This is a genomic window from Stieleria maiorica (assembly GCF_008035925.1).
Lineage (GTDB): Bacteria > Planctomycetota > Planctomycetia > Pirellulales > Pirellulaceae > Stieleria > Stieleria maiorica.
Genome location: NZ_CP036264.1, coordinates 8973905 through 8993745, shown reverse-complemented (window position 1 = coordinate 8993745; position 19841 = coordinate 8973905). Strand labels below are relative to the sequence as shown.

Annotated in this window: 10 protein-coding genes; 3 read left to right on the top strand and 7 right to left on the bottom strand. The window is 60.2% G+C overall.

Going from position 1 to position 19841, the window contains the following annotated elements:
* Positions 1-92: 92 nt before the first annotated feature.
* Positions 93-962, bottom strand: coding sequence for an alpha/beta hydrolase (locus Mal15_RS30500; RefSeq protein ID WP_147871214.1), 870 nt, complete (start codon positions 960-962; stop codon positions 93-95).
* Positions 963-1069: 107 nt separating this feature from the next.
* Between Mal15_RS30500 and Mal15_RS30495 the strand changes: the two genes are divergently transcribed.
* Positions 1070-4021 (top strand): PSD1 and planctomycete cytochrome C domain-containing protein, encoded by a 2952-nt coding sequence (locus tag Mal15_RS30495; protein ID WP_147871213.1) that lies wholly within the window; start codon positions 1070-1072, stop codon positions 4019-4021.
* Positions 4022-4030: 9 nt separating this feature from the next.
* Complete coding sequence (locus Mal15_RS30490) at positions 4031-5506, top strand: DUF1501 domain-containing protein (protein ID WP_147871212.1); 1476 nt, start codon at positions 4031-4033, stop codon at positions 5504-5506.
* A gap of 174 nt (positions 5507-5680) precedes the next feature.
* On the opposite strand, the gene Mal15_RS30485 is transcribed toward Mal15_RS30490, so the two are convergent.
* The 4 genes from Mal15_RS30485 to Mal15_RS30470 all read right to left on the bottom strand — a co-directional run bounded on the left by Mal15_RS30485 (position 5681) and on the right by Mal15_RS30470 (position 14150).
* Positions 5681-7825: a sodium:solute symporter family protein gene (locus Mal15_RS30485; protein ID WP_147871211.1), complete on the bottom strand. Its 2145-nt coding sequence runs from the start codon at positions 7823-7825 to the stop codon at positions 5681-5683.
* 457 nt (positions 7826-8282) lie between these two features.
* Positions 8283-10307 carry a protein kinase domain-containing protein gene (locus tag Mal15_RS30480; protein ID WP_147871210.1) on the bottom strand — a complete coding sequence of 675 codons (2025 nt, stop codon included), beginning with the start codon at positions 10305-10307 and terminating at the stop codon, positions 8283-8285.
* A 542-nt stretch (positions 10308-10849) separates the two neighbouring features.
* Entirely contained in the window at positions 10850-12397 is a 1548-nt protein-coding gene (locus tag Mal15_RS30475) for a Gfo/Idh/MocA family protein (protein WP_147871209.1), read from the bottom strand.
* Positions 12398-12668: 271 nt separating this feature from the next.
* Positions 12669-14150, bottom strand: a complete 1482-nt coding sequence (locus Mal15_RS30470) for a hypothetical protein (protein WP_147871208.1) — start codon at positions 14148-14150, stop codon at positions 12669-12671.
* A gap of 363 nt (positions 14151-14513) precedes the next feature.
* Between Mal15_RS30470 and Mal15_RS30465 the strand changes: the two genes are divergently transcribed.
* Positions 14514-15416, top strand: coding sequence for an alpha/beta hydrolase (locus Mal15_RS30465; protein WP_147871207.1), 903 nt, complete (start codon positions 14514-14516; stop codon positions 15414-15416).
* Positions 15417-15839: 423 nt separating this feature from the next.
* On the opposite strand, the gene Mal15_RS30460 is transcribed toward Mal15_RS30465, so the two are convergent.
* Positions 15840-18347, bottom strand: a complete 2508-nt coding sequence (locus tag Mal15_RS30460) for a hypothetical protein (RefSeq protein WP_147871206.1) — start codon at positions 18345-18347, stop codon at positions 15840-15842.
* Positions 18348-18366: 19 nt separating this feature from the next.
* Positions 18367-19755 carry a VWA domain-containing protein gene (locus Mal15_RS30455; RefSeq protein WP_147871205.1) on the bottom strand — a complete coding sequence of 463 codons (1389 nt, stop codon included), beginning with the start codon at positions 19753-19755 and terminating at the stop codon, positions 18367-18369.
* Between the last annotated feature and the right edge of the window lie 86 nt (positions 19756-19841).

Here is a 19841-nt window from a genome sequence, read left to right as displayed (position 1 = left end):
GGCGGAGGGACATTGAGACGCAAAATGTGCCTCCCCATTCTACCCCAAATCCGTCGCTCGCTGACGCTTCCCGCTGGCAGATGCTTGCGTCTTTATAGACGCTGACGAAAAAACGCGACCATGTCGTCGAGCGAATTCCTGTCCTTGGGCGACACGCCGTGTCCGCCGGTTTCGTAGACGATGATCTCGGCGTCAATGCCGGCAGCGGTCATCGCGCGGTGCATGTCGCGCGATTGAAACCACGGCACGGTGGAATCATTTCGGGAGTGCAAGAACAGAATCGGCGGATCGCCGGGATCGACGTGCGTGATCGCCGAGGCGGCCAGCCACTCGGGGTCCTGTGGCGAAAATGCGGTGCCGATCCACTCACCGTTGGTCCGGATCTTCGTCTGGGAATTCGGCTGGATCTCCAGCTGTTCCTGCCTGGTGAAACGCCCGACAAAATCGAACACGCCGGCGAAACAGACCGCCGCTTTTATCTGGCTTTCGGGATCATCCGACGTGCCCGTGACCGCCAGCAGCGCCGCGAGTGTGCCGCCGGCTGAACGGCCCGTGGCGCCGATCCGGTCGGCATCGATTGCGTAGCGGTCGGCGACGCTGCGAATGTACCGGACCGATGCCTTGACGTCGGCCAAGGTGTCGCGATGCCGGTGACCGGGGCTGCCGCGATAAGAAATCAACGCCGCGGCAAAACCATTCCTGGCCAAATGTTCGGCAAACGGTTTGAAACGCTGTCCGTCCTGGGGGCGAAAGCCGCCGCCTTGGATTGTGATCACACAGGGCGCCGGATCGGTGGTCGGCTTGGGAAGGTACAGATCTAGCGTGAGTGCGGGAACGGCCTTGCTGAAACTCAGTCGCTGCACGATTCGAACGTCCTCGGCGGCCGCAAGATGCCCAAGCGATCCGCCGACCAACGTGGCGAACAGGATCAGGAGTAGACGACTGGGAGGCGTGTATCGCATACGAATCTTTGTCTGGAATTGCTGCGAGTGTGGAACAAACCACGGCGACCGCGGTTCAGCTATACTAACCGATCCCCTCCAAGCCAATCGCCCACCACCCGCTCGGCATGATGCGTTTTCTCGTCATCGTCATCGTCATCGTCTTCCTTGGTATCGCGCTGGGTCAATCGGACGCAGCGGACAATCCGGTCGATTGGTCGGGCGATTGGACCCGGTCGCGTTCCGGCGGTGTCTCCCAGTGGTTCGAAATCCACGGAACGGGCGGGCGAAACAACCCGCTCCGTCGACAACTGAATTCCCCCTTTGACGGTGATCAACTGTACGTGCGGTTTGAGCTGCGTTACGACGCATCCAGCATCGACACGCCAAAAAACGGAAACGGTGAATTCTTGGTGCTGTGGTTGGATGAGCAGGACGGGGGCGATACGGCCGGGCACAACGGCGGCGTCCCGAACATCGGTCTGCATGTCGACGGCGACGCCAACGCGTTCATGGCACGCTACACCTCGTCGTCCCAGCACTTCAGTGATATCCAACTGCAAGGCGATCGTGTCTACACCGTACTCGCCAAAATCGCCCGGTCACAATCCGGCAGCGGTCAGCCCTACGACCGATTGAGCGTCTGGATCGACCCGGAAATCACCGACGCGGAATCACCCGCGATCACGGTTGCTTCAAACAAAGCGATTCAGTCGATTCGTTGGATCGGATTCGCCACGGGGATGAAGACCGAGCCCGACGACCGAATCTCGGTGTCGGATCTGTCGCTGGCAACCGGTTGGGCCGAAGCGTTCGGACTGCCCGCACCGACCGCCCCGGTCGCAAAGCCGCCGCCGTCGCCAGTGCCGACGGCGACCGCAACAGTCAGTTTTTCCAAGGATGTCTTTCCGGTTTTGCGTCAGCGTTGTTTCCAGTGCCACAGCGGTGAAGACCCGGAGTCCGGCTTGCGGCTGGACTGCTACGACGACCTTTTGAATCAATTGTCGCCCCGTGATGCGGATGCGAGTCATTTGATCGCGTTGGTCGAATCATCCGACCCGACCGAACAGATGCCGCCGCCAGATGACGACTCTGGGCGGCTTACCAGCGACGAGATTCGCGTGCTGCGGACCTGGATCGACGAAGGCGTCAGCTGGGACCATCAATTGCTGCCGACGCCGACGCTGGATTCCGATCACTGGGCATTTGAAGACCCTCGTCGCCCGCCGATCCCCACCGGGATTGCGGCCGATCGATTGCGAACGCCCGTCGATGCGTTCATCGCACAAAACCAACGGGAACTCGGCACGACGCCTGCCGACACCGCATCCTGGCCCACGCTTCAACAACGCATCGCATTGGACCTGACGGGGCTGCCGGCATCAGCCTTCCCCGGACTGGAGCAAGCGACCAGTCACGAAGCACTTGATCGCTGGATCGACCAACTGTTGTGCTCCCCTGCCTATGCCCAGCGTTGGGGGCGACATTGGTTGGACCTGGCTCGTTGGGCCGAGAGCAACGGTCATCAACACAACCGGCCGCGGCCGCACGCATGGCGATACCGCGATTATGTGATCGAGAGTTTTCAGAATGACAAACCGTATGACCAGTTCATCCGCGAGCAAATCGCCGGCGACGAATTGCCAGCGGATTCACGGTGTTTGGAAGCGACCGGTTTCCTGGCCGCGGCACGTTACAGCGGCAATGAGTTGGACAAAGAGATACAACGTCACGACATCCTGGTCGACGTCGTCAACACCACCGCCAAAACATTTCTGGGGATCACACTGGAGTGTGCGCAGTGCCACACGCACAAGTTTGACCCGCTGACGATCCGTGACTACTACCGACTGCAAGCCTTTTTTACCTCCGGGCAACCCGGCAACCTGTTGCTCGGCGGTGCCCCCGATCAAGCGTCCTCATGGATCAACACGCGTTGGCAGTTGTTCGATTCGGTTCACACGCGATTGGTCGACCGAAAACGCAGCGCCGGCGTCCCCGAACCGGTCTTGGTGATCCCCAAGTCCGTCGTGGCGGGGATGAACGCCCAGGAGCGGAAGGCGTTCAAGGCGCTCGATGCCGCGATCGCATCGATCCCACAGGTTTGGGGCTGGAGCGACGCCGATTCGGGAGCAATCGTCGCGCCGCACGAGATGCGATGGCCGTTGACGCGAGACTTGGAGTCGGTCGCTGATTGGACGACCTATTTGCGGTTGCGCGGCGATCCGAAGTCGGCCGGTCCGGAGGTCCGCGCGGGTTGGCCGGCGGTTTTCGGACCGACACCTGATCACGTCGATTCGCGAACCGATCTGGCCGACTGGATCGCATCGCCAGACAATCCGTTGACCGCGAGGGTTTGGGTCAACCGAATCTGGCAGTGGCATTTCGGCACCGGTCTGGTCGCCACCTCAGGCGACTTCGGGACGCAAGGGACCGCCCCGACGCATCCCGAATTATTGGACTGGTTGGCCGATGAGCTGGTCGCCAGCGGTTGGAGCACGCGGCACATCCATCGGTTGATTTTGGGCTCGAAGACCTATCGGCAATCCGCGGCGATTTCACCATCAAACCAAGAAGCCGACCCTGAATGTCACTCCCTTTGGCGCTGGATCCCACGACGCTTGGAATCCGAGGCGATTCGCGATTGCGTTTTATCCGTCGCGGACAGTCTGGATGAAACGTCGGGTGGGCCGAGCGTCCGCGAAGGCCTTTCCAATCCCAGCCATCGTCGCAGCGTCTATTTGCAACAAGAACGCGACCGGATCGCAGAATCATTGACGCTGTTTGACAGTCCGGCCGCGGTGGCGACGTGCTCGCGGCGACGCGTTTCAACCGTCTCGTTGCAGTCGCTGTACTTGATGAACAGTGATTTCATGCAATCGATGAGTCAATGTTTTGCGGAGCGTGTCCGGAATACCGCCGCTAACGACGAACACGCCGCAGTTGCCTTTCGTCTGGCGACCGGCCGGCAGCCGACCGGTGAAGAAGAGGACCGAATGCGGCACTACTTGCGAGACCATTCGCTTGAATCGCTGTGTTTGGTGATCTTTAACTTGAGCGAATTCCTGTATGTCAATTAGAGAAAACGCATGTCACGACACGACTGGATCAACCGCAGACGGTTTCTCTACGGCGGCGGACTCGGTGCCGGTGCGATAGCGTTTGATCTGTTGAATCACCGCGAAACGGAAGGGGCACTGGCGACTCACCACGCCGCGACGGCGTCGAGTGTGATCTTCCTGTTCATGTCCGGCGGTCCCAGCCAAGTCGATACCTTTGACCCCAAACCGGAACTCGAACGTCTCGCCGGCAAGGACGTGCCCGAAAGCATCGCCCGCACGGTCCCCAAAATCAAACGGGCCGGGCTGAAGAACCTGATGGGATCGCCGTGGACCTTCGACCGGTACGGTGAAAGTGGAATCCCCGTTTCAACCTTGCTTCCCAATACGGCCCGGCACATCGACGATCTGTGCGTGATCCGATCGATGCAACACAACAATCCGGTCCACGGTCCGGGCGAGTGCGTCGCTTTGACAGGAACCGCCGCTGGAGACCGCCCCAGTATCGGCAGTTGGTCGTTGTACGGATTGGGAACGGCCAACGAGAGTTTGCCGGCGTTTGTCGGCATGAATTTGCACAGCGATGGAATGCAGTTTCCGCAAGCGGCCGGTTGGGGATCCGGCTTTTTACCCTCGGGGCTTCAAGGCACGATTGTCGATCCGGTCAAAGGGATCCGGCACGTCGAGATGCCGCCGCAGACCAGCGTTGGGCAGCGACGCGATCAACTGGAATTGATCCGCTGGTTCAACAGGCGGCATCTGGAACGATTCGGTGGCCAGCACGCTACCGGCCAAGATGCTGCGGGACAGAACGCTGAGGGACAGAACGCTGCAGGACAGAACGCTGCGGGACAGAACGCTGCGGGACAGAGCGAATTACGGGCGCGGCTGGAATCCTATGAAACCGCGTTTCAAATGCAGACGTCCGCACCGGAACTGTTTGACATCGCCGATGAAACACAGCAGACGCAAACGCTTTATGGGATCGACCAACCGCAAGCGAAAACCGTCGGCCGGGCGTGCCTGCTGGCCCGCCGGATGGTGCAACGCGGCGTGCGTTTTGTGCAAGTCCGCGTCGGGGGCTGGGACGCTCATGGCAACATCCAAGGCAACCACACCAAGATGGCCGCCCGGACGGATGTCCCGATTGCGGGACTGCTGGCGGATCTGAAACAGCGCGGCCTGCTGCAATCGACGTTGGTGGTTTGGGCCGGCGAGTTCGGCCGGACACCGACGATGGAGGGCCGGGGCAAGGGTCGTGATCATTCACCCGCCGGCTATTCGATTTGGATGGCCGGCGGCGGGGTACAAGGCGGCCAGATCATCGGCGCGACCGATCCGCTGGGTTACGTGGCGACCGAGCGACCGGTGTCGCCACACGATTTCCACGCCACCCTTCTGCACGCCTTGGGGATCGATGCCAATCGTTTGACTTACAACCACCACGGCCGCGATGAAGTGCCGACGGTCTTCGGCGGCCAAGCGGTTCGAGAGGTGTTCGGGTAGCGGAACTCGCCAAGAGTTTCGGGTGGGCGTGGCGAGGCCGCACGAGGAGCAACGAGCAGACGTGACGGCTCGAACGAATTATGGGATGGTCAGTACGACGTCCTTTCGAGGTCGTCGCAGCGAGTCCGAAGGACGACGGCCCGGAAGGGCCATCGTACTGAAAGAAGCGGACGCCTACCCTGCGGCGCCGATGCCGGCCAACCAGACGAGCAGGGCGATCACGGCGAAGCAAACCGCGACCGAGATGGCGAATCCGACGACGTCGGACGTCCGCGGGCGCAGGGCTTCGATGTCCGTGCCGGGGAACAGCCGACGGTCTTCGAAGCGTTTCGGATCGCTGTACGACACTTCCAGATTCCGCCGGTCGGTTTCCGGGTCCGGATCCACCTCCGTTTTCATCTTGGCGTAGTAGCGATCCAGGACCGACGCACTGGTTCGCGGCGTGAGATAGCTGGCGATGATCAGAACCAAAAACGGCAACAACACCCGTGTCGGTAACCTCAACGTTTCCAGCGTCGCTTTGGAGACATTTGCCAGATCGATTCCGATGTAATGGTAAAGTAAGAAATCGAGTTTCAGTTGTCCTTCGCCCCGCAACTGTCCGATGCGTCGCTGTGTCAGAATCGAAGTCGCCCCCTCGCGCACCGTGCTGATCATCTCCAACGAATCTTCACCGACCGGTTTGACACCGCCGGTCCAAAAGATCGACTTGTCGCCGGAGACCAGGATCACTTCGATCTGATCCCCGACTTGGCAACGCGGCGGTTCGGCGCCGATTTTGTCGCGCATCGCCTGGTCATCCTTGGCTTGCTCCATCGCTTCGACCCAGGCTTCATGTCGGGCGACGTCGGCGGGCGTGGCAGCGCGCATGATGGACTTGGTGATGCGGTTGGTGGTTGTCGTCCACTGCGGGTCCGATCGCATGTCCGGCGAGAGCATCGGAATGACGACGGGTAAAATGAAAAAGAACAGTGCAGAGAACACGATCGTGATCCACACCGCGGTGCGATTGGCGCGGCGCCAAAACATGCCGATCCAGAACGGGGCGGCGAACAGAATCGGCAATTCGATCGCAAATGTGAACTGGGCAAACACGTCGGCCATGGTGATCGCCACGACCGACGCGCCCAGGATGATCGCCAACCCGGTCAATCGCGCCACTTTGACACTTTGGCGGTCCGTCGCCGTCGGGTTCACAAAGGCAGCGTACAGGTTTCGGGTGATCAATGCCGAGCTGACGATCATGTACGTGTCGGCCGAGCTCATCATCGCGGCCATCAAACACGCCAGCATCAAACCGACCAGTCCCAGATTCAGCGGGCCGAGGATCTCGCGGGCGGCGATCCCCCAAACCAAGTCCGGGTCGACCGCCAATTCCGGCCGACTGGCCAACAGCGCCAACGCGATCAATGCCGTGATCGCCCAGCCGACCGTGCACAGCCGCTTCAAAAAGTTGCCGACGACCAATCCGATCCGGGCTTCGTTTTCGCTTTTGGCCGAACCGCCGCCGGTCGCGATAAAGTGCGGCTGGACGACGATCCCGACCAAGGCCAACAACGTCAGGGCGACGATGTACTGAAGCGGAAACTCGCCCGCACTCGGACCGGTAAACAGGCTGAAATAGTCCGGGGAAACACGCTCGTGCATGATCTTGAATCCGTCCATGAACCCCTGGGTCGACGGATCCCCAAATTCCTCGACCAACGCCCAAAGCCCATAGGGAATCAGCAAGACGCTCAGCAGGATGATGAAAATCCCCTGAATCAAGTCGGTCCAGTAGGCTGCCGTCAGCCCGCCCAGGACGCCGTAGACGATCACGATGCCCGCCAAACCCGGAATCAAGACGTACTTCAGGTCCAACCCCGCGATTTGATCGATGCCCATCAACGGCTCGGCGAATTTGGCGATCGCCGACAACATCGTCGATAGATAGAACATGTAGAACACGATCGCAAACACGGCGTAGGCGGCCCCCAGCGCTTTGGACTCGTAACGTTCGACGAACCAGTCCCCGAGCGTCAAATGCCTCATCCGCCGGTACCACACCGCGGTGATCCAATACACCGGCGTGACGAACAGCCACATCAGCGCCGACCACACGCCGCTCAGCCCGCTGGTCCACCCCGTCCGGCCGACCTGGATCGGTTCGTGTGCCCCGGTTCCGGCGCCGAAGGCGGCAAAGGTTTGCAGCAGTTTGCCGAAACCACGTCCACCCATGAAATAATCTTCTTGCCCTTTGACACGTCCCATCGCCCACAAGCCGATGGCGATCATCACGATGAAGTAAACGGCAACAACGACGTAATCGATCCAGGTCATCAGCTCTACTCGGGTGGGCGCAGTCCAAATCCGTCAGGGGCGGGCAAGACGCGATGCCGGTCGGGCCAACCGTGACGGAACGTTCGGAGGGGCCCACAGAATACACGCTTCTGCTGGGCTACGTGCGAAGACAAGAGGCACATCAGGAACGCCTTTGGCAGTTTCGCTGTTTGCCCCAGACAAACACTGAGCAATAGCGTTCGGGGGCCCGTTTTTTAAGCCGTTGAGAAAGCTGGGGTAAGAAGATTACGGAGGTAAGAAGATGATGAAATGCATCATCCTTCGTTATTGCCAATTTTCTTACCTCCAAAATATTCCTACCTCTCCACCCAACTGCCGACCGTGCGCTGTCAATCAGGTGGACGGATGGCAGAATGATTCGGGGCAGAATCATGGGAAGACGCGTAGGCTGGCGGCAGACGGCTCATCCCGCGAAATAGCCGATATTCCACCATCCTCAATGCATCACGTCGAACCGCTTGCCGCCCAACAGGCTGAATTCGGGGCCTTGGATCACGGCCCGGTGTGACAGGGCTTCGCTTAATGTTTCCATCCCGGCTGGCGAGACCGCCGTCGAATTTAATCCGACCGCTTGCAGGTTCTCCAGCGAGTGCAAATGCACCAACCCTTCGTCGTTGACTTTGCATGACGCAAGATCCACGCGGACCAAGTCGGTTAGTGATCGCAGATGCTCAAGCCCCGCATCGGTGACCTTGGTTTTGGCAAGGTACAGCGATTGCAACTTCGGCTGCCGGCGAACGATTTCTGCCAATGCTTCATCGCCGATGGGTGTGTTTTCCAGCGACAATGAAACCAGTGACGGCAGGAAACGCAGTCGCGAAAGATCCGCTGTGGTCACTTTCGTTCCCGACAGGTCCAGTTCCGTTCGGTCATGATTGAGCGTTCCTCCGAGTCTTGCGAAGACGGCGATCGTCAGGTCATCTTCGTTGATCGTCTCGGCGGGGGCGGGCGGTGAGGCGGGAGCCGGTGCAACGATTTCCGACGTAGTGGTTTCCGGGGCGGTGGTTTCCGGCGTGAATGCTTCTTCCGCCACCGATTCCATTGCCGACTCCGCGTCGGCGTCCGATGGGGTTGAAGCGAGGTTCACGTCGGGGGCTTCTGCCACATCCGGTTCGGGCTGGACTGCGACCGGCAGTGCTTCGGGCAGCGATGACTGGAGTGCACGATCGTCGGCTGAAGCGGCCTGTCCAGGATCCTGGCGAGCACCGGTTGGTGTAACGCGACGATCCGCCGAATGCGGTGTGTCTTTAGTCGCCGGTTCCACCATGCTGCTCCGTTTTTCCGTTTGGGCCTCCGGACCTCGCGAAACGAACACCACGGCGATGGCTGCGAGTGTGACCATCACGACCGAGACGATCACGCGACGGATCGCGCGATGGCGACCGGGTTTCTGTTTCCGCCAGGACCCTGTCCTGCCGACGACTGACATGGGCTGTTGCGCCGCGGCGGTTGCCCCGTCGCCCGCGGCCGCCGTTGTGGAATCGAATCGGGGATCGATCGCGGTCTCGGTCACGTCAGCATTGAGCTGCGTGATCGATGTATCCGGCGGCGCCGCGTGGGGCGAATGAGCGATGGCGCGATGGAGTGCACGCACCATTTGCCGGCACGACTCGAAACGCTCGTTCGTCTCCATCCGCGTCGCCCGCTGGAGCACGCGTTGTTCGGCCGGGCCGACTTTGGAAAAGTTGAGTTCACCGGTGACGTGACAGTGCAGCGCGGTCGCTTGATCGGTCGCCCGAATCGCGTGGTCGCCGGTGCGAAGGTAGTAGTACGTCAACGCCAGGGAATACTGGTCGCTGGCGCCGCCGGAGGCGTTGCCGGAAATGCTTTCCGGTGAAATGAAGGCGGGTGAACCGATCATCCCGGTCGAGCGAATCGATTCGGCATAACACGGCCGGGCGACTCCGAAATCGCACAGCACCGCGGCATCGCCGACCAGCAAGATGTTGTCGGGTTTGATGTCACGATGGGCGATTGATACCCGTCGCCCGTCGCCGAGGTCGTGTCGCGGTGAGTTGAGAAAGTCCAATCCCCGGGCCGCGTCTTCCGCGTAGTCGAGCAGCTCGGGCAAGGGGATCCCTGGCCGGCCGTGCGAGCGGTGGTCTTGCAGCACGTCGTCCAGGCTTTTCTCGCCAGCCACCATCGCGATGACCAGCGTGGCCGGCTCGCTGGACGTCAGGCGAAACCGATTCGCACGGCCGTCGCGGATCGGTTTTCCGGATCGATCCAGCAACCAGAATCCCGTGATCGGCAGCAAGTTGGGGTGCCGGATGTTCTTGATCGCCGAGATCGACTCGAATTCTTTGGCCCCTCCGGCCTGGTACAAATCCAGGAACTTGAGCGCGACCCTGGTTTCGCCCGGTCCGTCCGCCGACCAGACGACTCCGAACGAGCCTTCGCCGAGCTTTTCGGCCAAGAAATAGCCCGGAATCGGCTCGCTGCCTTGTTCGAGAATGACCATATCGCCGGGCCTGCAATCGTCGGTTTTGGGAGAACGAGCGTCCAAAGACGCTCCCGTACGATTGACCAAGCGGACCGGGGGGCGTGGCTGTTACAGAAAATCTGCCACGCGGGTGACTACCTCGTTCCCAGGCTCCGCCTGGGAATGGGATTCTCCCCAGGCTCCGCCTGGGCTGCGCAAACTCGTTCGATTCGTTCACGTCTTCGATTCCGCTGAACCCGCTTGGGATCAGCCGTTTGGCGCCAGCCTACGGGCCTCCATCGACGCTGGTGCCCGAACACTTGGGGTACCCGAACGCTTGCGCGAATCGGATGATGTCACTCGTGTTTCTCCGCCCGGTGGCTGCTGTGAGTCGACGATCCACCGCAGGGTGATCTCGCTTGAATTCTGAACCACCGCAGAATCCAGATTCTGCATATCCCAGGCTCCGTCTCAGGTTGCATGCGATGCGTGTGGCGGGAGCCACACCCGCAGTGCGTTCCAAGGCGGAGCCTTGGAACGAGGCGCAACGAGGCAGATCCGGCGTCTTTCCGACCCGTCGATCAGACCTTGTCGGGATCCGGGACGACGAATCCGTCGCGATACTCACGCGTCAACATCGCATTGGCGGCGTCGTTGTCGGCGAATCGCTCGGTGACGGGGTCAAATTTCAGTACCGGTCCGAGCGACAACTGTTCGACTTCGGGTTTGACACCGTTGTCGCGGAGATGTCGCAGGGTTCGCTGCAGGGTTGCCGAGTCATCGTCGGAGGACCCGAAGGCTTCGACGGCGCCGGCGATGTCATCGGGGCTGACTCGGTTTTCCTGGCCGACGTAGTAGGAAATATTGCCCAGGTGCGCGATCGATGCGGACAGGTGTCCGCACATCGCATCGGCATTCAACTTGGAACCATCTCGCGAGACCACGGCATCGATGAAGTTGCTCATGTGCAACTCGTTGAGCTCACCGTCTTCTTTGGTGTCGTGTTTGAAATCACGCACGGGTTTCTTGTTCAGGTCAAAGATTCGCCCGTTCTCATAATTCGGACCTTGGATCGCGTAGCCTTCGCTGCCGTAGAAGACGACTCCGATCTTGTTGCCCCGGTTGCTGCCGAACAATTCGTTGATTTCATCGTCCGCGCTGTTGTCGACGCTCAATCCACGTGTTTCGAACACGATGGTCTTGTCGCCGTAATCGTAGATCGACACTTGCGTGTTGGCGGTGTCGCCGGCGTCGACATAGCTGGGGTCTTTCCGTTCGGCTTGATAGCCCAGACGTCCGGCGTAGGTCAGGATCGAGTTGGGGTGGCGTTCCAGCCCCAGGCCCCAACGCGAGACGTCGGTTTGGTGCGGGCCCTGGTTTCCCGAATCGCCGTTGCCGTAGTGGCGTTGCCAGTGCCAGTCGTAATGGAATTTTTGGCGTGTCACTTTGGGGTCGGTGTAGGTCGCCGGTCCGCTCCACAGATTGAAATCGATGGAATCGGGAACGGGGTAATCGCCGAGCGGCCCGATCGATTTGCGTCGCTTGTAACAAAGTCCGCGGGCCAATTTGACTTCGCCGATCCCGCCGCTTTGGATAAAGTTGACCAGATCGATCACGCCGTTGCTGCTGCGGCATTGCGTCCCGGTTTGGAACATGCGGCCGTACTTTTTGGCCGCCGCGACCAACGCGCGGCCTTCGTTAACATTGTGGCTGATCGGTTTTTCCAGGTAGACGTCTTTCCCGGCCTGCATCGCCCACACCCCGATCAGGGCGTGCCAGTGATTGGGCGTTGCGCAGGTGACGATTTGCAAATCGTCGCTTTCCAACGCTTCACGGATGTCGCGGTACACGGTCGGCTTCTTTCCGGTGCGTTTTTCGATCGATCCCGCACGCTGCTGGGCGACCTTGGAATCGACCTCGACGATGGCACGGACTTCCGTACGCGGATCACTCCCGAAACCCGCGACGTGCGACTGGCCGCGTCCATTCACCCCCGCGACCACGACGCCCAGTTTTTCATTCGGGCTGTCGGCAGCTTTGGCGGCCGAACTGGTGTGGACGGCGGTCGCCAGTCCGGCGAGCGATGCGGCCGATGCGGCGTTGAACTGGCGGCGGGTAATCTGTTTCATCAGAAAGGGCTCCAAGCAGATGCGGGGTTCGGGGTGGGACGGGGTCTCAAACGATCGAGAAGATGGCCAACCAGCATAACCCATTTTCCGCAACAACGTGAGAGAAAAGATTCGCCCCTTATTCCCAGGAACTGCCACGAACGACCGCAACACTTTGACGTAGCTACGCTCGATGCGAGCGTGGACCCCCCCGAGGATCCGCCTTCTGGCGAAGGTAGCTACGTTTGACCGGCGATTCGCAATATTTCTAGCGTGAAGTGGCGCTGTCCAGCTAGTGCTTCCCATCCGCCAATCCCAGCCGGGGATCGGAAAGGTCCAATTTGTACATGATTTGGTTGTAATCGTAGCGGGGCGTCGGATCATCATTTCCCGAGAACGTCGCCGTGTACGTGCCTTCGAAAAAGATCACCCGTCCGTCGTCCTTGGCGAAAACAGGGTGCTGTTTCGGATTGTAGAAACTGTACTGCCGGTGGCTGACGACCTTGCGGGCGTTGATCCAGGGGCCGGTCAGATGCTCGGATTCCGCATACCAGACTTCGCCCAACATCGATGTTCCCGCGTGTTGGACCCCGATCATCACCCAGCGGTCCCGTGACACATTCCAGGCCACCGATCCGCGATGCATCGTCACCGGCCGGTTTTGCTCGTCCACCAATCGGAACAGTCCCTGGTCCGAATCGAGGTGCCCGGCTTTGACCAGCCGATTTTGAAGCTGGGGAGTGAACGGAATCGTATCCGGCTTCCAACCAAACACGGGCTCGCCAGCGCTCCGTTCCACTTCGAACGCATCAACACGACTGCCCTGCGTTAAGCATGTGTAAGCCTGGTACTGAGACAAATCCATCAGCGCATCGGCGGTCGCGGGGACACGCACGATGGGAAACGGATCGGCAAAGTACACATAGTCGACGCCGTCGTCTTCATGAACAAAGGGATGCCCGAATGGAAACAGCGGTGCGTCGATCGCGAACGACATGCGTTTTTCGAATCGATTGGATGCGTCGTCAAACTCGGCCAACCCGCGCTGATAAACCGTCAGCGGCGGTTTAATTTTGACGTAGGCGGCAAACATCCGCTCGCGTCCTTTGTTTCCATCGTCTCTCAGCGTGATCAGTCCGTTGATCCAGGTCGGGCCATCGCCCGGAAGCTTCGCCATCGGTTTGGCAAAGCCGTCTTGATCAGCAAAGTACTGCAAGTCGACGCCGACTTCGGGGTCCAGCCCGCCGTCACTCGGCAATCGTGACACCGCACCGGGCACGTCAAAATTGCCCAGCGGATAAGAGGGCCGGTTCGTGTCACCCCAAAACCAAAACAATTTGCCGTTATAGACGGCGTTGACGACGCTGTCGGATCCGAGGACTTGCGCGTTCAAAACTGGCTGTGCGATCGGCACGGGGCGCCCGGCCAGGATGCTGTCACGATAGATGCCCGCCCCCGTGATGCGATAAAGTCGCTCGGCGATGTTCAACCGCTTGATCTTGAGCGTCACGGTTCCACCGGGCTGAACCTTCAATCGTGTGCCGCGATAGCCGAAGCCGTTCTTGGGGAATTCATAGCCGTGACTGCTGACATGAAAGAACACGGTTTGGTCCATCAGGCCGGGTTCGTCAAACGCAACGATCCCGGCCGAGTCGGTGTAATAGCGAACGTCGTTGACCGTCTTTAGTTCCACCATCGGAACGCCACGTCCCGAAACGTCGTCCACGACTTGGATCGCGAAGTAATCGTGCCCGCGGGCAGGAACACAGATCATCAGCGTGATCAAAGTGGCCGCGAGACAGGTTGATCTGAGCGATGGCATGTCAGTGGAAATCGCAATGAGGATGCTGCCGAGGGGGAACGGACGCTGGAAGTCACCGTCGTCGCCTGCAGCATATCCCAATGCCGCCGACGCGTGCCACTTGTGGTCGGCGGGACCAACCGTTTGCCACCCGCCTACGACCCCATCATTCTGCCCCGAAGCATTCTGCCATTCCACTGCCCGATTCCGACCGACTGAAACGAGGGTCCGGCGAAGGCGAAACTCGGGGACGAACGTGCCGAGAAGTTCGCCGCACCGTCTGGCCGCCGAAGTTAGAATGGGCGGCATCCGATCCACGAACCCCTGGAACATCGCATGAAATCCACGCTGTCGATCCTATTCCTTGTCAGTTCAGTTTTCGCCACATCACCACACCTTGCCGCCGCCGATCCGATCGTCATGAACGTCTGGCCGGGGACGCCACCGGGCGAGACAAAAACACTGCCCGCCGAAGCGGATCAGACGAAACCGGAGGATCGATTGATCGCCGGACGCCGGATCATCAAGCTGGGCAACGTTTCCACGCCCCAGATCGCGGTGTATCAACCACCGGCCGAACAAAGCAACGGAACCGCCGTGGTGATCTGCCCCGGCGGCGGACACCACATCCTGGCCTACGACCTGGAAGGCACCGAGGTGGCCGAGTGGCTGAACACACTCGGCGTGACCGCGATCGTGCTGAAGTACCGCGTGCCGGCGCGCGACCCGGAACGCCGTTGGCGGGCCGCCGTGCAAGACGCCCAGCGGGCAATGAGTCTGGTGCGATCCCGTGCCGACGAGTGGATGATCGATCCGGAAAAAATCGGAATCTTGGGCTTTTCCGCCGGGGGTGAAACCGCGGGTTTGACCGCAATCTTTCAGGAAGATCGTCAGTACGAAGCGGTGGACAAAGTCGACCAGGTCTCCATCCGGCCGAACTTTGCGCTGTTGATCTACGCCGCCGGCATAGTGGAAAAGGGCACGACGCAGCTTCACGATTACATCCAGGTTGACCAGGACACGCCGCCGATGTTCTTTGCGCACGCGTTTGATGATCGCGTGTCCGTGCACAATTGTCTGACCCTGGCCGGTGCGCTCAAAGAAGCTGGCGTCCCGGCTGAGCTTCACGTCTATGCGACCGGAGGCCACGGATACGGACTGCGCGTCACCGACCAACCCGTCACCCGCTGGCCCGAACAAGCGGCCAATTGGATGAAAACGATGCAGCTGATCCCGTGAGGGAGCGATTGCGAACACGGCATCATGGTTGGTGCGCAGGCATCAGCCCGATACCGCGAAGTTAAGACTAACGCGGAGGCCGCTCGCACCGGCGCGAACCGGCTGATGTCAAACGAATAACAGCCGTTTGGCGCGAGCCTACGGGCCCTTGCCGAAAGAGAACGACGCTTCACATCGCGGTCTTGGGCTTTCGCCGCCCGCCGCCCGCCGCCCGCCGCCCGCCGCCCGCTGTCCGCTGTCGCTGCGAAGCAGCGACCGGGAATCGCCTAAAGGCTAGCTGGACAGCGCCATTTTGCTCAAAAAACACCGTGAATCGCCGGTCGAACGTAGCTACCTTCGCCAGAAGGTGGATCCCCGGGGTTTTCCACGCTCTGGCGAGCGTAGCTACCCCAAAGTGGCGCTGTCCAGCTAGGCACTCTCATGTTACCGCGCGATTGCGTCAGCCATCCCCTGAAGCGTTTGCAATTTCGTCGTCCACTTGTCGGAGGACTGGGCAAACGTTGCGATCAACTGTCGCAGATGCAGCTTTGAATCCTCCACCAAGCGACGTTGCTCGTCGGGCGATGTCGTCGCGCGAGCCTGAAGGAGACGACTTTCGTTAAGATGGAATCCGGCCAGGAGCAACCGGTCCAGGTAACGCGTTTTGTCGTCGTTGTCGAAGTGCATTCGCGCCAGAGTATTGGTCAGTTTTGCCCAGCCCCAAATCGTGTCGTCGCCGCGTCCGCCCACCGCTTCGGCAAACCGCTCGGCGTGGCCGGTCGCTTTCGCTTCGGCCAGCAACACCTCGGCCGCTTTGATTTGAAGATCGATCGCGGCGGGTGATTGACGGAGGATTTCGGAAAGCAACGTGAGTGCCCGTGGCGCATCCCCGGAACGTTGCGCCAAATCGATTCGCTTCAGCCGCAATGTCATCTTCTCGGCCTCGCTCAATTCCTTCGATTCAGCGGCGATTTGAAGCAATTGGTCGGATCGCGACTGACACAACGATCGAACCTGTCTGTCATTCGCCCGAGTCTCCAGCTCGGACCACGCCTGGACGGCCCACAGCATCACCCCGACCGATGGCTTTCGCTTCGGATCCAAAATGGTTTCCAGCAACGCGTCGAATTGTTTAGCTTGTTCCATCGTGACCGGTTGATCGGGATCCAGGTCGGCCAGGTAATCCTTCGCGATTTTCGTTTGCAGGCTCGCGATCCGGTCACGACCGCTCGCGCCATAGCGTTTGGAGAGGTCGGCGAGCGAGGACTGGATTCCCTGCAAATCACCCGCTTGCGAATAGGCTTGAAACAGACACTCCTGGGCAGCGGTGACAAACGCGTCGGACATCTTGGACTTCCTGGCTTGTCGAATGACCCCGCGTTCGCCGTCAACCAGCTCAATCGCCTGCTGCGGATCACCACGCATCAGTGAGATCTCGGCAAGCGACAACATGCCCGCCAGCTGTGGCGATGTCAGGGCTTGATCGGCATCGGCCAAGTCGATCCCGGAACGCAGGTGCTTGGCCGCACAGCTCACGATTCCGCCGTGCTGTTTCTTGATTCCATCCTTCTCGCGGCGCAGCGCCTCGGCCCAGAACTGTCGCCCCGCAGCCAGCTGGGCTTTGGCAAACAGGGGAGAACGTTGCGGAATTTTGACATAGTTCTGCGCCGCGGTCAGATGAAACCCGTCACGCTCGAACAGCTGTGCCGTCGCGAAACGCATCGTGTCCAACTGCGGGTGCTGGATGCCGCGGCGGGCAATGAGATCACACAGCTTTGACAACTGATCGAGGTCACCCGAACGGTCGGCGCCGGTGTAGTGCACCTGATGAGCTTCTTGCAGAGCGGCGAACGTGAGCGTCGCGGCCGCCTGAGTGATCGGTTGTCCGGCGTCGGCCAGTCGCGTGACGAACAACCCATAAACCGCGGCGTGATACAGGTGCCCGGCATCGAAATACAGCATGGCAAGCGTAGATGCGATCTGAAAACGCTGTTCGGGCGTCGATTCGCTGTGCGGTCGACCCAGGCACTGCTGGAACAGTGTCACGCACTCACCCAGCAATACTTCCGCCTCTTCCGATGAAGCCCCCGACTCTTTTTGTTCCGCGTACGCTTGGTACTTTTCAAATGCGACCTCATAGACTCGATCAAACGAGACGAAGGCGGGTGATCGCGGTGGCAGCGGAACCGATTCTCGCATCGGCTTTTCCGGGGTGTGCTCCAGCGGTTTTCGCTGGACCGGGATAATCGAGCTTGGGTCAGGAGCTGGCGGCGCTGTCCGCGGCGACTCGGTCGGTTTCGCCGATTCCGCATCCATCGTCTGCGGCGGTTTGCGAGGCGATTTAGGTCGACGACCGCGGGGCTTTTTTGCGGCCGGCGTGCGATCGGATCCTTCCAGTGCAAACGAACCGTCGCCGGCGTCCGCCAGAACGTTTTTCGCGATCGTGTCGGCACTTGTTCTGGACCTTTGATCAGGAGCCGGCTGGGTTTGCGACGTGCGATGGTCTTTTTCATTGAGCGCCGGATCCGGGGCGATGCTCGACGGGGAACGGGCAGCGCGATCGGCGGTCTGTTCGGCAGTCGGTGTCGAAGCCTGCGGTCGCCGGAGGTACATCAGCGTCGTGGCGACCAACAATCCCAACACGGCGATGATGCCGATCCACTCCACCCCGGAAAGCCGCCGCCGGCGCGGTCGTTGCGTTTCATCCGGATGGCCGGGATCTGCGTCTGCGACATCGCTTCGGGGATCTGCCTGTGTCGACAGCAATCGCATTGCCGTTGCCGCATCGAGCGATTGCCAACCGTCGGGGGCATGTTGTTCAGGCGACGGTTTAGCAGTCGGAGCCTGTGCGTTGTTGACCGTTGTGGGTGCGGCTTGCTTGGTCGGCTTGTCGGCCGATGGCCGCGGCGACAAAGCCTTCGCACGCGAGCGCCATGATTGAGAGTCCGTCATTGGCCGTCCAGGTCCGGTCCTAATTCATCTTGTTGTCGTTGGCCGGCAGCTTGAGTCCCCAGTAGCCATTTCGCGTCCGGTTTTTTGGACGCGGAAACTGCTTTGCGATCACGGCGGCTTGCGGGTGGACGCCGACGTCTTGATAGGTCCCGCGGTGTTTGTCGGCCAGTTGCTTGAACGTCGCGGCGTTCTTGGCATTCACCTCCATCCCCAAGGTGTGAACGACGACGTCCTCGTTGGGTCGCTGGCTGAAGTAGCGGGAGGCGCCGTCGGTAAAGGCTCCGTCGCCGAGCACAAACATGACGTCCGGTTCAAGGTTGAATCCAAGCTGAAGCGCTTCCTTGCCGTCGGTTCTCAAGCACAGCGGCACGGTTTGCAACCACTGGACCAGCATCTGCTTGTTTTTGGTGGTCGCGGGGACAAGCGTTTTCGGCGAGTAGGGATGGAACAGCGGATAGGCGGTGTCGCTGTAGAAGATCACGTAGAACTTCTGTCGCTTGTTGAGCTTGCCGACTGCTTTGACCAATTCATTCAGCGCGGTTTCAAACCGGCCCTGTGTCATGCTGTTGGAATTGTCGATCACAAAGACAAAATCGACCGCTTCGGTTTTCGAGCCGAAAAACTGCAGCTTCGCCTTGGCCGGCGTTTCCATCGCATCACCATCGCCATCGCCGGCCGGTGGCGCCAGCAGACTGCCGTCAAAGGAGTCGCTCAGATCGACGGACACGAATTGCTCGGTCACCTCCGAGGTCACGTCGATCGACTCGGTGACTTCCTCGACGACCTCTTCGACCGGTTCGGTGACTTCGACCTCCACCTGTTCGATCACGACCTCCTGGATCGCTTCCTCCACCGCGGTCGAAACGGTGATGATATCCGGGTTGGAGATCCGCTCTTCGGCCAGGAAGATCGTCGACAGGAGCAGCAGCAACGCCACGTGCAACGCGATGCTTAATCCGTTGGTTCGCAATTGCCCCAACAGTGCTTCACGCTGCTCGAACCACCACAGTCGAATCCAGGCCAATGGTTTTCCAAGGATTGACGCGTCATCGACGGCCTCGCGAAGCTGCTCATGCAAGGCTTCCTGTTCCAGTTCTGCGCGGCGATAGGCGGAAACGGCCTGCGACGGAGCCTGCCGCGCCGAGGCGTCCTCGGAAGATTCGCCGCGTGAATCGACCGCGTCACAGACGATCGATGGTCGTTCGATCGCCAGCACGTCGCGGTACCCCTCGGCCATCGCCGCCGGCAAATCTGCCAGCGGGATCTCAAAGATCTGGGTTCCGTCGGAAACGATGGTCCGCCCCAACACACCCGGGCGGTAGTATCCCCCACGTTGAGCTCGTGGCAATTGGCCCGACGGGATTCGGAAGAACTGTTTGCCGTTGGAGACGGTCACAAGATCAGACACGAATCACCTCAAGAAAAGTATTTAGCGGCTCCCCATCAAAACGTGCGTCTTCGTCACAATGGACTCAAAAAGCCGGCGAGAAACTC

Coding starts and splice junctions, on each gene's coding strand:
- Mal15_RS30500 (WP_147871214.1), bottom strand. CDS start 962: ATGCGATACACGCCTCCCAGTCGTCTACTCCTGATCCTGTTCGCCACG.
- Mal15_RS30495 (WP_147871213.1), top strand. CDS start 1,070: ATGATGCGTTTTCTCGTCATCGTCATCGTCATCGTCTTCCTTGGTATC.
- Mal15_RS30490 (WP_147871212.1), top strand. CDS start 4,031: ATGTCACGACACGACTGGATCAACCGCAGACGGTTTCTCTACGGCGGC.
- Mal15_RS30485 (WP_147871211.1), bottom strand. CDS start 7,825: ATGACCTGGATCGATTACGTCGTTGTTGCCGTTTACTTCATCGTGATG.
- Mal15_RS30480 (WP_147871210.1), bottom strand. CDS start 10,307: ATGGTCATTCTCGAACAAGGCAGCGAGCCGATTCCGGGCTATTTCTTG.
- Mal15_RS30475 (WP_147871209.1), bottom strand. CDS start 12,397: ATGAAACAGATTACCCGCCGCCAGTTCAACGCCGCATCGGCCGCATCG.
- Mal15_RS30470 (WP_147871208.1), bottom strand. CDS start 14,150: ATGATCTGTGTTCCTGCCCGCGGGCACGATTACTTCGCGATCCAAGTC.
- Mal15_RS30465 (WP_147871207.1), top strand. CDS start 14,514: ATGAAATCCACGCTGTCGATCCTATTCCTTGTCAGTTCAGTTTTCGCC.
- Mal15_RS30460 (WP_147871206.1), bottom strand. CDS start 18,347: ATGACGGACTCTCAATCATGGCGCTCGCGTGCGAAGGCTTTGTCGCCG.